Source organism: Paenibacillus terrisolis, assembly GCF_056171975.1.
Genome location: NZ_JBKFGG010000015.1, coordinates 175,512 through 189,141 on the forward strand (window position 1 = coordinate 175,512; position 13,630 = coordinate 189,141).

A 13,630-nucleotide genomic window follows, 5' to 3' on the forward strand; every position below is an offset into this window, starting at 1 on the left:
CTTAGTCCCTCCATACCAAATTTTTTAAAATTTCTCCCGCCTGCTCGCTCCAATCCCCGTCAAACTGGATGCCCTGCATATTCGCCAGGGACGCTATGCCATGGACCATAGCCCATTTCGCCAGCAGCAGCTTTTGATGCAAATGCTCCGGAATTCCTTTTTCCCGCGCATCCTCCAGAAAGGCTTTCCTGAATACCTCAAACGGCCGGTTATTGGCTGCGGAATCAAGCTGACCCAAATCAACGTCTCCGCCGTACTGAGTGGTATAAAAGCGAAAGTAATGCGGATTCTTCTGGAAAAACCGGATGTAATCCTGCCCCAATACCATCATGCGGCCAGGTTCATTTTGATGTTTATTCCATGAATCCTCCAGCATTGAAGCGAACTTTTCCGAAACATGGCGCTGCATCGCCCGCAGCAGTTCGTCTTTATCGGCAAAATGCTTGTAAGGTGCAGCATGGCTGACTCCACAGGCCGCAGCAACCTTGCGGATCGAAAAATGCTCAACCCCCTCTTTATTAATGATCTCAATTCCCGCCTCAATCAGCGTTTCTTCAAGATTCCCGTGATGATAAGGTTTGCGTGTCATGTTGGATAAGCCCCCATTGTATAGAAAGATTTAGAAGTTGGTTTGAATGCAGGCGTGTTGATTAACCAATATTAGGGAATGAGATTCCGTTCAACAAATACGATTTCCACTCAACAAGTAATTCTTGCACCTTAACAAGCGGTCGAATTGGTCAAACGACAACAGAGCGGGAACGTGAACCACTGAGTTCCCCAGTTCAAACAAAGCTTAAGCAACATTTACGAGCAAGGCAAGGCCGTATACAACTGGCGTATACCGCATTAGGCTTTGTCCCAAACAGCTTAGTGACATTCAGATGCTGTTTGATCCCACATAAAAGCACTTCATTTTGCTATCGGGTCTTGTGATAGTGTCCAGGCTTTGAACCGTTCACCACGCTCGATCGTGTCGCTAGAAGACTTGAAAGACTGGGCGGGCTGGAAAGGCTGGAGAGCTGGAAGTTACAAAAAAACCGCAAAAATGCATCTTTTTCTTCTCACAACACCAATAGGACTACAATTCCTGCAAAACTGCATCTTTTCACGCCATAATCGCTTGCATAGGTGTCTGAACCCGCTATTTTCCTGCACTTTTGCAGGTTTTTCTGGAAAATCGGCCCATTTCACCGAAAAAACCTGTATTTTTGCAGGAATTGAACGTGGACTCTGCCGCTTGGCACGCAGCCGTTTATTTACTTACGGGAGAAATACCGTTTGCAAAACAGTGGATCGTTTCGGATGTTTACAGGGGTACAAACAATTTACGAATCGGCGTCCTTTTTTCTATCCTTTTTAGCTAATCAACAGGTCTGGTTTAAATGGAACAAATATATGTATAAAAATTTCGATATCGCTCTTCCCCGATGTTCCTCCCTTTGAGATTAGCGGATAATGTTTATAGTGTCAACATAGTTTTCAATGTAAACATTAATTTAATAAAAAAACAAACGCCCTTTAGGAAACATTGCACGGCCCTGGGCGTCTTTCATGCCGCCGGAATCATCCACTGAATGCGCGGAATGCATCTCTTAATTCGGATCAAGAGGCCACAGGTTCTAGTCCTGTCGTCTCGATATTTTGAAATGCCAAAAAAGAGTGCCCCAAAGCCAGCATAGACGACTGTTGGGACACCCTCTAAAATTACCATAACAGCAGAGCAAAACGCCTACCGGATTGCCACCAGGTTACCAGATCAACCTAAAGGATTTACATCGGAACAAATGGTTTGTTCTGGTCAAGCGACGTCCCCTCCCCCGCATCCCTCCGACACTTAAAATAACGGCCTTTATTGGCCTTATTTCCGAGAGAGAGGCCTCATTCTGCATGAATAGCGCCGTTTTATGGCCTTATTTCTTCAGTAGCGTCCCTCTCCCCCCTGTTTTTGGACGCTTTGCCGAAAATAGGGCCATTTTGTGCCGCTATTTTCAGGAAAACGCGGTCTCGGGGTGAAATAAGGCCATTTGATACTGCTATTCGAGAAATCAAAGTATGCCGGTCCCGAACCACGATTCGGAATGACAATCTTAAGCCATCATTCTAAACCAACTAAGCGAGATCGGTCCCTGCAAGATGAGGTACACATCTCTCCTGCCAACCGGGGCCGTCAAACCGAACGTGAAGCTTCGCCAGGCCTGCTCGCCGCCGGCCGGAATCATGCATCGGCCGGCCAATGGTCCATCCGGCCCGTCCAGCCGGACTTCTACTGCGGCTTCCCGGGAACTGGCGGCTCTTAGTTCGATGGCCGTGATTCCTTCTCCAAGCTCCGCATCTTTGAAGGCAAGCCGGCCTGTCCCGGAATTTACGATGGCCGCGCTGCCTCCCTCGGAGCACTCGCCGAGATAGATGCCTTCGGAAGCGTCGTAGTTAACGGCTCGCGTTACCCTTTTCAAGTCTCTCGGAGGGATCGTCTCGCCGACAACCATGATACGGCCGTCCAGACGCAGATCATCGGAAGAGGAACCGATAAGGAGATGGTATTCACCGCTTTCGATGCAAAAGCGCTCGCGCGTCACATCCCAGATACGGAGTGATTCGAGCGGCAGACAAAATGTCACTTCTGCCGTTTCTCCCGGCGTCAACGAAATCCGCCCGAAGTCGGCCAGTTGCAGGTGCGGACGCTTCACGCGGGAGTCCCCTGCCCGAACATAGAGCTGCACCACTTCCTCGCCCGCGCGTCCGCTTGCGTTGGTCACGCGGCAGGACAATTCGACTGCGTCGTCTCTTCCGGCGTCAAGCAGGTTTGCGGACATTTGCAGATCCTCATATCGAAATTCGCTGTAAGAAAGTCCATGCCCAAACGGATAAAGCGGTGTGCCCTCAAAATATTGGTACGTGCGGCCGCCTTGAATGATATCGTAGTCCATGAAAGGCGGCAGCTGATCGACGGACTTGTACCAAGTCATGTTCACGCGACCCGCCGGATTGATATCGCCGAACAGCACATCGGCAACGGCATGACCTAATTCTTGGCCCGCATGGGACGTGTATATGATGGCCGGCGCCTTTTCCTGCAAGGCGTTCAGGGCAAAAGGATAGCTGCCGACAACGACCACAACCGTGTTCGGGTTGGCTTTAAGCACCTCGAGCGCCAGCTTTTCCTGCGAAGCCGCCAGCTTAATGTCGGGGCGATCCGTCGTCTCTTTGCCGTTGATTAGCGGATGGTTGCCGACAAACACGATCGCCGCATCCGCGCCGCTTGCCGCCGCGACGGCCTCTTCCACGCCGCTGACGGCGCATTCGAGCTCAAATGCCTCGGCTGCCGTTTCAGCATGGGCCCGAGCAACCTCCGTCGCACCTCCTACATTTATCGCGTTCGCAGTCTCGGCCGCAAGGCCGTCGCCCGCGAGCAGCACACCGGTTCGATCATCGACGGTCACCGGGATGTTGTTCCAGGTTGAAATGGTCGAAAGCGACGGATCGGAAGCCTCCGGCCGGATCATGAACACTTCTTTCGTAAACCATTCCCAGATCCGATTTGCCGACGCCTGAATAGTCTTGTCGTCCGTCGTCAAATAGAGGCCGTTCTTCTCCGCGATTAGCGTATGGCTTCCCCAGCCCCAGTCCGTAACTTCGAACAGCTCGCCATCCCCCGCCGATTGGCCGGTTGCGGCCAGCACCGCTCCGTCATCGATCTGGACATACCGGCCTGTGCGAACCGATTTCAGCCGAACACGGTCGCTTCCGCCGGCAACCACCGTCTTTGCATCGGCACCGGCTGCCGCAAGACGCTCACATATTCCCTGCAGCGGGGTAACGGCATAAGGCAATGTACCGCTGTACCAATCGCTGTAAACGATATCCGCGAGAGGGCCAATCACCGCAACCTTGCGCAGCTTTTCGGCCTGAAGCGGCAGCACGCCGCCATCGTTCTTGAGCAGTACGACCGCCTTCTGCGCCGCTTCACGCGACAGCTCCGCATGCGCGGGCCGGAGGATGGCCTTCTCGTCCAAGACGGCATAAGGATTCCGCTCGGCCGGATCGAACTCTCCTAGCCGAAAACGAACACGAAACGTGTTGCGCAGCGCGGCATCAAGATCGTTTTCCGTCAAAAGCCCGTCCGCAAGAGCCAGGCGAATCGCCTCCGTCACCACGTCGGCTTCATCCGTAATGCTGTCGATGCCGCCCTCCCGGATGGACCGCGCCACGGCCTCTTTTAACGTCCCCACGTAATGGTGATCCCTTACGGTACCCGTTACGTCGAAGGCGTCGCTGACCACAAACCCGTTCATGCCCCATTCGCGCTTGACGATATCGATCACGTCGCGGTTGAGGTTCGCCGGCACGCCGTTAATCGCATTGTACGAGGTCATCATCGACATGGCGCCGCCTTCCTTGAACGGAATCTCGAACGCCTTCAGATAATACTCACGCAAATTACGCGGATCCAGGCTGACAGAAGCTTCGCCCCTGCCCGATTCATTGTTGTTGCCGATAAAATGCTTCAACGTCGCGACCGCTTTCAGGTAAAACGGATGGTCGCCTTGGATGCCTTGCACCAGAGCTGCGGTTAGCTTGCCGGCAAGCACGGGATCCTCCCCATACGCTTCTTCCGTTCGTCCCCAGCGGGGGTCGCGCTCCATGTCGACCGTCGGCGCCCACAGGGTCAAACCGTTATGCGCCGGGTTCCGCCGGTAAAAACCCCGCGCCTCGTCGCCGATCGCGCTGCCGATCCGTTTCAACAGATCCTTGTCCCATGTGCAAGCCAGTCCGATCGGCTGCGGGTAGCCCGTAGCCTCCCCGAGCCAGGCCATGCCGTGAGCCGCCTCGGTACCGTGCTTGTAAGCTTGAACGCCAAGCCGATCTACAGCGATTTGATATTGCGGCATCAAACCGATTTTTTCTTCCAGCGTTAGCCTTGCGATCAAATCGTTTACGCGATCCTCCAGCGGCAGATCAGGGTTCCAATAGGGGGATTTTTTCATATAAGTAGTCATTTTTTCACACTCCTTGAGCCTTTTTAAAACATTATGTTTCAGAGGGGCATCTTCTTAGAATCTTATTGTAATTTGCAACTTCGTCCCCATGCCTTGATTTTAGAGTCCGAAAATAGCATGATTAGGACAAGTAGTAATCATAGCCATTGATATGGAGGGAGTCCCGTTGGGAAGCGTTCATTTGAACTGGTTTACGACCGATGAGCAGTTTAAATTTTATATAGAGTACGGCGGGCATAAGGAAGACATGTATGTGCACCATCATGTTGATTTCTCCGAACTCGTTATCGTTTTGCATGGGAATGCCACTCATATCGTCAATGCGGAAGAATCCTTCATTAAAAAGGGGGACGTATTTGTCATTAACGGCACAACCTCCCATGGTTACAAGGATCCGCATGAGTTTCGCATTTGCAACATCATGTATAAGCCCGAGTTTCTGGAATCGGCAGGTCCCGAGTTAAGAAAATCGAATGGATATCAGGCGCTTTTCGTATTGGAGCCGTATTACCGCAATATTAACCATTCCTTGAGTAAAATGAGCTTGCCCATTTCAAGTCTGGACTACGTATCGTCCGTTGTTGACTTCATGATTGAGGAATACACGAACAAGCTTCAGGGATATCAGACTATTTTGCGTTCACGTTTTATGGAGCTTGTTGTCCAATTATCAAGGCAGTATGAGAATCAGGAGCGTCAAGGTGCCCAAAGCAATCTGATGCATTTGGCAAAAGCGATTTCTTTTATGGAGGATCATTATCTTGAGCCCCTTTCTCGCGAAGAAATTGCCTCCAAATCAAATATTTCCGTTCGGCACTTGAACCGGATCTTCCAATCGTATTATCAAACGACGCCCTTCGCCTATCTTCAGCAGCTTCGCCTGGAGCACGCATGCAGGCTGCTGAAGACAACCAACTTTCCCGTTTCGGAAGTTTCATATCAGAGCGGATTTAATGACAGCAACTATTTTACTCGCCAGTTCACCAAGGCCTTTGGCATTTCTCCAAAAACGTATCGAAAAAACCGGTAAGTCATCCCCGATAGTTAAAGTTCTTAAACGTTACCCCGCCGCGCCCCTTCGCCCATAGAGCAATCCGCAAGGCAAGAAAGCCTCCAAGCGTATTATGATGCCAGCCGGAAGTCTCGAACGAATGTTCAAATTTATTCCATTCCAATCCATCCGCGCTATAATAAAATACAACTTCATGCTCCTTATTTTCGAGACGAACGAACACCCGACGATGCCGGTAAGGCTTGGCAGGCGTTTCCCATCCTCGAAGGATGCCGTATATGCCGTCTTTGGAAATGCCAAAACCGCTGTAAGCCGATTCATTATAAAACATTAAAAACTGTCCTTCGGATTCTTCGGAAATTTCAATCTCCACTTGTGCCGCATATGAATGGTCTTCAGGCATAAAAACCAAAGGCATGCACCAGGGTGCAGCCTGGATCGTCACCGCTCTTTTCTGCAGGGTATATTGAATATCGTTGCTTGATTTATACCAACTCCACGGATAACTCAGCTCACCGGACGCCGTTTGGAATTCATCGTAAATCAGGCCGTGCGAAACGGCTTCCCCCGGCGGCTTTGGAATAGGGGCGTCAGTCTTGCAGTCGGGCGGGACGCGGAACCATCCGTCTTCCGTCCATTCCAGCGGTTCGAGAAGCGTTTGCCTGCCGAGGGTATAATACTCTTTTTCGTAGGCATGATAGACCATCCACCAGCCGCCATCGGGGGTGTCAACCAACGAACCGTGTCCTTTAGAGCACCATCGCTCGTTCCGGCTTTGCGTGCGGATAATGGGATTGAAGGGCGAGTTCTCGTAGGGGCCCCAGGGATCTCTTGATCTCGCCGAAACGACCATATGACTTGTTGAAGGGCCTGAGGTCCCTCCCTGCGCCACTGTTAAATAGAAATAACCGTTACGGAACGTCAGCTTGGGAGACTCCATAAAATTCCCTTCCACAATCCATTCCTGCGGAAATGACCACCCATCGTATACTTTTCGTGGAGAACCGACAATCGATAGACCGTCTTCGGCCAGTTCCACCATATTTCCGTCGCTAAAAAATAAATACCGGTTCCCTTTTTGATCCATGACATGTCCCGGGTCAATCCCTCGAATTCCCACTTTTTGAGGACCACTCCAAGGCCCGGAAGGATTTTGCGCCGTAAGCACCATGATCTCTTCATCGATTGGAACATAAATATAAAATCGCTCTTCGCAATATATCAAATCAGGCGCCCAGACATCCCCTACATAATTAGTTAATGCTTTGCCGATCGGCTCCCAGTTCACCAGGTCCTTGGAGTGCCAAATCAATAATCCCGGCGCAAATTGAAAACTTGAATGCGTCATATAATAATCAGATCCGACTCTGACCACACTTGGATCCGCATAATCGCCGGCCAAAATCGGATTTTGAAACATACCGTTGCCCAAATCTCCTCTTATTTGCATCATAAACTCCTTAAAAAGTCATTAGAATAACTTGCATAGAAAGGTCTTCCGGCAAATTTGCCGGAAGACCGTATCTTACTATTGAACGTCCTTGCCGGTAAACAGCGAAACTCTTTGTTTTACCAACTCGGTGTATTCTTTCTCCATCTTTTCGGCTCCGGCCTTATTCAAGTCATCGATAAACGCGTCGTAAATTTTGTCAAAATCGGCCGTTTTCGCCAAAATGGCTTCAGGAATCCGTTTGCGGATAATATCCTGCGTTTTTTGGTAAATGATTTGATAATCTCCATCCGTAGGCACCTGCATATTGTACAAAGCGCCCCACTCTTTTACCGGAAAATCCTTTTCGCTAGGGAACAAATCTTTCCAGGTTGTGGCATGGTAAGCAGCCAATGCGTCCTTCTCCGCTTGCGAATAGTTGGCGACGATTTGCTCAGGGAAGTTGGTTGTATAGTAATTTCCCGTAGTATCCTTCACGCCGTCTCCATAGAAAGGAGCCAATAAATTATACAAGCCAATCCCGGTCTCCTTGGTGAAATTCGCCGCGTCGTTCACTTTTCTGTTCTGAATGTCTTGCGGAATGACGCGTTGTCCGTTGTCAACATTGTATTGCTTGCCTTCGATTCCCCAGTTTCGCAGTACCTGACCTTCGTCGGACGCCAGCCAATCGATAAATTTGATCGCCCGAACCGGATCTTTACATGCGGTAGTGATGCTGATGCCGTACCCGTCAACGCCGAAGGATTGCAAAGCGTGATCCTTATATTGGTCACTCAGTGTCACCGGGAAATGAGCGTAAGTATAATCTTCCTTGCCGGCGGTTTTCAGCGCGTTTTCCGCGTCGGCGTATTCCCATTCATCGGAAGTAAGTCCAAGGACGCGGCCGCTGGAGATTTTTGCTTTATATTGGTCTTCCTTTTGGATAAAGGAATCCTTATCCAGCAAGCCCGTATTGTACATATGGTTCAACCAGCGGAAATATTCTCTTTCTTCCGGGCGTTTGTAATGGAGAATCGTATCGTAAGACTTCGGATCTACGTAGTACTCGCCGTCGTACTCTCCGCCCGTGGTGTTGGTAGCCTGGTTGGTTACCGTAATCATGATTTTCCAATCATCGGCGTTTAGCGTCATCGGGATCGTAGGCTGTCCATCCGTTGTCGGATGTTTGGCTACATACTCCTTCAGCACATTTTCGTAATCCTGAACCGTTCTGATTTGCGGATAACCAAGCTCTTTTAATACACGAAGCTGAACCTCGAAACCGCTGGTGATATCGAAATATTGCTGGCCTACCCCAATATTGGTAGGGATCGAATAAATCGCAGGATCGTCATTGCTGTATTTCATGCGGTTCATGTTTTCGCTCATAATCTTTTTAATATGAGGCGCATATTTGTCAATAAGATCCGTCAAGTCTATAACCGCTCCGGCATCAACCAGCTTGCCAAGCTCCCCCTTAGCATAAATGAGTTCCGGATATTGGCCGCTTGCGGCCATTAAAGCGATTTTACTTTGTCCACCGCCGCTCCCCACATCATATTCCGCGTCAAGAGTTACGCCTGTCTTAGCCGTAATTTCTTTTCCCACTTCATCCTGCATATTATTCCAGTTCGGACTGGCATCGGCGCCGAAGAAACTGAAGGTAACCGGCGAGGTATCATCCGCCGAACTTGCGGCGTTGCCGCTGTTGGAAGAACCGTCGCTGGCGTTGTTGTTATTGCCTCCGCAACCGCTAAGCAAGAGTACGCCAACTAGAGCAAAAACAGCAAGCGATTTGGGATTTTTCCATTTCATTCTACTTTCCCCCTATTAAAGTTAATTGATTCTATGCTGTACATCAGGCCATGCCTGGACATACCTTAGTCATTCCACGATGCCGCCAAACCATGCTGGTATATCGGTCTTAGTCTGGCACCGCTTACAATTAAGGGATTCATGATTCTTACTATTGTCATAGAGCGGCTTGCTCCGGAAAATAGCTATCCCGAGCAAGCCTGCTTCATCGGTCATGATCAAAGTTTTCAAGATTAGACCAATTAAGCTTTCACCGCACCTAAGGTCATGCCGCCTACAAAGTATTTTTGCAAAAACGGATACACCATCAAAATCGGAACGGTAACCACAATGGTAATCGCCATTTTAATGGACTCCGGCGAAATTTGAGCCATCTGGTTCGCCAAATCATTGGCATTGGTCATCGCGCTCCCCTGCTGCGTGCTGTCCAAGATTTTCATCAGTTCATATTGCAGTGTGGTCAAGCTGAGTTTGTTCCCATTGTAGAGGTACGTATCAAACCAGGAATTCCACTGGCCTACCGCCAGGAACAGAGCGATCGTTGCAAGCACCGGTTTGCAAAGCGGCAGGATAATTTTGTAGTAGATTACGAAGTCGTTCGCACCGTCCAGCTTGGCCGATTCCTGAAGAGCATAAGGCAGGCCGTCGATGAAAGAGCGGATCACAAATACATTAAATGCGCTTACCAAGCCAGGCAGGACATAGATACCGAAGGTGCCGAGCAGGTGCAAGTCACGCATCAGAATATAGACGGGAACCATGCCGCCGGAGAAATACATCGTCATCGCCAGAAAGACCGAAACAAATCTGCGGCTTCTGAAATCGGGTCGGCTAAGCGTGTAAGCCAGCATGGAAGAACTGAGCAATCCAAGTACGGTGCCGATGATCGTACGCAGGATTGAAATTTTAAAACCTTGAATTAATGAAGTGTACCCAAAAATGGTTTTGTAGTTTTCCAGCGTAAATTCTCTAGGCCAGATATATATACCGCCCCGGACCGTGTCGGTTGAATCGTTCAACGAAATCGCCAGCACGTTAAGGAACGGATACAGCGTTATTACAAGCACCAGGCCGAGAAGGATATAGTTGATGACATCAAATAACCGCTCGCCTTTGGTCGTATTAAATGCTGTGCTGCTTGCCATTCTGCCCACCTCCTACATGATGCTTTCTTTCGCGAATTTTTTGAACAAACCGTTGACGGTAAAGAGCAAGATGATACTGATAACCGAGTTGAACATGCTGATCGCCGTACCATAAGAGAAGTGAGCGATTTTTATACCGTAGTTCAATGCGTATAAGTCAAGCACTTGGGAGTAGTCCGTTACCAAGCTGTTGCCAAGGAGCATTTGTTTTTCAAAGCCAATGCTAAGCAAATGTCCGATCGACATAATGAACAAGACCATAATCGTGGAACGGATACCCGGCAAGGTGATATTCCAAATTTGTCTGAATCGTCCGGCGCCATCCACCCGTGAAGCTTCATATAGCTCCTTGTCAATCCCCGTAATGGCGGCCAGATAAATAATGGCGTTCCACCCCGTCTCCTTCCATAAATCGGAAGCGGTTACAATCCCCCAAAACCAATGCCCCTTCGCCATAAATTGAATGGGAGCATCAATAATATGCAGCCACACCAAGATATGATTGATAATTCCGTCAATGGAAAGGAGATTGGTAATGATCCCGGCAACAACGACCCAGGATACAAAATGCGGCAGATAAGAAACGGTTTGCGTTATCCGTTTAAATCCCAGGCCACGAACTTCATTGAGCAATATCGCAAAAACAATGGGAACGACAAATCCGAAAATCAGCCCTAGTACACTCATCGCAAGCGTGTTGCGCAACACCAGATAAAACTGATCATCCTGAAACAATCTGGCAAAGTTATCGAACCCTACCCATTTCTGTTCGCCGAAGGTTTTGGCAGGCTTATAGTTTTGAAAAGCCATCGTCCAACCCCAAAGGGGCAGATAGTTAAAAACAAACAACCAAATGACAAAGGGTAAGGACATGAGATATAAATACCTTTGCTGAATAAGGCTTCGCCAAAAGCCATTATGTTTCTTCGGCTGCCATCCGGTTCGACCTTCATTCCCGGATAAATTTGCATGCTTTCGGAACCTTTTTGACTCTGAATCTTTCTTTTTTTCCCGTTCCGCAGGTACAGAGGATACGCTTTCATTCCTTGATGCCGCGTTAGCTGTCAGCGTTTCCATTGATTTGCTCCCCCTCTCTTCTATAGCTTAATTCTAGCTTGAAAGCGCTTTTGGAAATACCCGACGGATTGGGGGAAAAAACATATAAAAATTAGGCCCCGCGTAAAAAACAGAGTCTTTCGATTCTCTAGAATAAAGCAAGAGGAATCGAAAAACTCATCCGTGTTCCTTTCCCGTATTCACTTTCAATGACCAGACCGCTGTCTACCCCGTAAGTCAATATTAACCGCTGATGAACGTTGCGCAGACCAATCCGGTTGTTTTCCACTTCCGGCCCCGAGATCAACGCATGCACTTCTTCCAGCCGTTCCGGTGTCATGCCGCTTCCATTATCCTCTACAACGACTCGAAAATGGTTGTTCAAAACGGCAAGATCTACGGTAACTTTTACATTTTCTTTTTTATTCTCCAGACCGTGGACCACCGCGTTCTCAATGAGCGGCTGGACGATGAGAGCCGGAAGCCGCAGTTTCAGCGTTTCGGGAGCTACATTCAGCTCATACTCCAACCTGTCCTCATAACGAAATCTTTGAATCTCCAAATAGGAAGAAACCATTTCCATCTCACTTTGCAGCGTCGTGTTCTCACTGCCGACTTCCAGATTTCTGCGCATCAGTTTTCCCAGCAGCCGGACAATGTTGGCGAGTTCCTTTTCTCCCTTCAAATAGGCATTCATCCGAATCGATTCCAACGCGTTGAACAAAAAATGAGGGTTGATCTGGCTGGCCATCATCTTCAGCTTGATTTCCCGCTGCGCAATTTCAAGCTGGTTGTTCTGCTCCGTTTTTTCCACCACCTGGTTCATCAGCCGGCTGATGCTATCCACCATGTAATTAAATTGGCGAGACAATTGACCGATTTCATCGCTGCCGTCGATTTGGGAAGTCACGTTCAAATTCCCCATCGCAAGCTTGTTGATCCGCCGGCTAAGCAGCAATAAGCGTTTCGTAGTCAAGAAGGAAACCGTATATACGAAAAAGAGCGCGAACAGCAGCACCATCACGATCATAAGCAAGCCAATCAAGCTGACTTTGTTGGCTCCCTTTACAATATTTCGCGTTTCAAACAAGGAAATGACCTTTAACCCATTCATACTGGAGTCCGGATATACCGAATCCACGATGATATAGGTGTTGTTGCCATTAATTTTTTTCAAATAAGTACCTTTCATCATATGATTCAAAAAATCGCGGTCAAAGCCGATTTCGTCCAGTTTTTTGCCGACTATGCCCGTATTTTTGGCGGCTACCACATAGCCGGTCTCATCTGCGATAACCGTTTCAAAAGGCTCCTGAATCAGCATCCGGTTTAATTCTGACTGGTTCAATGCAACCATCAGTACGCCCGAGGTATGATAATCCTGAAATGAAACCTGCCGAACCAGCGACAACCGATTCACCGACAACTCGTTCTCTCCTTTAACATACAGCCAGTTAACCCCTTTGGTTCTCATGGCCTGATTGTACCAATCCTCCGTTTTCATAGCGGGTGTCAAGGGGATGATTTCCAGATTGTTAGCCAATGTCGGGTTATCGAAGTAAATACGGATGCCGGAAATTTCCCGGTATTGGCTCTTGTATTCTTTAAAATCCGTAAAATTCAAGTAGGCTTTGGTTATCTCCCAAATATTCGAATAACGCGTATTGACGATCGTCTTCATCTGATTATCAAGCATTAGCAAATCGGACACGCTCAGCGGCACTTTTAACATCGTTTCCGTTTGCATTGTAAGTTTAGCAACGTTGTTTGTAGCCTGCTCAACCGCCCGTTCCAACGTCTGCTGCCGGAAATAATAAGTGACTGCTCCGCCTATGATCAGAATTGGAATCATAACGATCAAAATATAGGAAACGATGAATTTATGCTTCAGCTTCAGGTTATTGGTCTTTTGCAGCAAATTATCCAGCAATATTCAGGCCTCGCTTTCAAAGAGACGCTTACGGTTCGAAAGGTTCTCTCGCCCATCCGATAAAATGAAAAAAACGGCGACAAAGCTAAGTTTCTATATAAGTTGAACTAATGTTTGAGCGTATACAGGCAGCCGTGTGAAATATTCTTTCGATCGCTGTTGTTCCCGGATTTCATGGATTTATTTAATTCAGAATTAGTGAAAATCCGGTTACAAAGGCGAACGAAGCCTATGCTTCCGATG

8 protein-coding genes are annotated in these 13,630 nt (G+C 48.6%); 1 reads left to right on the forward strand and 7 read right to left on the reverse strand.

Annotation, left to right across the window (positions count from 1 at the left end; translation table 11 throughout):
• Window position 1: 1 nt before the first annotated feature.
• Entirely contained in the window at window positions 2-589 is a 588-nt protein-coding gene (locus tag ACI48K_RS14340; RefSeq protein ID WP_475028276.1) for a TetR/AcrR family transcriptional regulator, read from the reverse strand.
• A 1,501-nt stretch (window positions 590-2,090) separates the two neighbouring features.
• Window positions 2,091-5,000: a glycoside hydrolase family 3 C-terminal domain-containing protein gene (locus tag ACI48K_RS14345; RefSeq protein ID WP_475028277.1), complete on the reverse strand. Its 2,910-nt coding sequence runs from the start codon at window positions 4,998-5,000 to the stop codon at window positions 2,091-2,093.
• 166 nt (window positions 5,001-5,166) lie between these two features.
• On the opposite strand from ACI48K_RS14345, the gene ACI48K_RS14350 reads away from it, so the two are divergent.
• Window positions 5,167-6,030: a helix-turn-helix domain-containing protein gene (locus tag ACI48K_RS14350; RefSeq protein ID WP_475028278.1), complete on the forward strand. Its 864-nt coding sequence runs from the start codon at window positions 5,167-5,169 to the stop codon at window positions 6,028-6,030.
• A 1-nt stretch (window position 6,031) separates the two neighbouring features.
• On the opposite strand, the gene ACI48K_RS14355 is transcribed toward ACI48K_RS14350, so the two are convergent.
• The 5 genes from ACI48K_RS14355 to ACI48K_RS14375 form a co-directional block, all read right to left on the reverse strand.
• Window positions 6,032-7,465 (reverse strand): family 43 glycosylhydrolase, encoded by a 1,434-nt coding sequence (locus ACI48K_RS14355; protein ID WP_475028279.1) that lies wholly within the window; start codon window positions 7,463-7,465, stop codon window positions 6,032-6,034.
• A gap of 75 nt (window positions 7,466-7,540) precedes the next feature.
• The gene (locus ACI48K_RS14360) at window positions 7,541-9,256 is read right to left on the reverse strand and encodes an ABC transporter substrate-binding protein (protein WP_475028280.1); all 1,716 of its coding nucleotides are present in this window, start codon (window positions 9,254-9,256) and stop codon (window positions 7,541-7,543) included.
• Between the two features lie 242 nt (window positions 9,257-9,498).
• Window positions 9,499-10,401: a carbohydrate ABC transporter permease gene (locus tag ACI48K_RS14365; protein WP_475028281.1), complete on the reverse strand. Its 903-nt coding sequence runs from the start codon at window positions 10,399-10,401 to the stop codon at window positions 9,499-9,501.
• A gap of 12 nt (window positions 10,402-10,413) precedes the next feature.
• The gene (locus tag ACI48K_RS14370) at window positions 10,414-11,478 is read right to left on the reverse strand and encodes an ABC transporter permease (protein WP_475028282.1); all 1,065 of its coding nucleotides are present in this window, start codon (window positions 11,476-11,478) and stop codon (window positions 10,414-10,416) included.
• A gap of 127 nt (window positions 11,479-11,605) precedes the next feature.
• Window positions 11,606-13,387, reverse strand: a complete 1,782-nt coding sequence (locus ACI48K_RS14375; RefSeq protein ID WP_475028283.1) for a sensor histidine kinase — start codon at window positions 13,385-13,387, stop codon at window positions 11,606-11,608.
• Window positions 13,388-13,630: the final 243 nt, after the last annotated feature.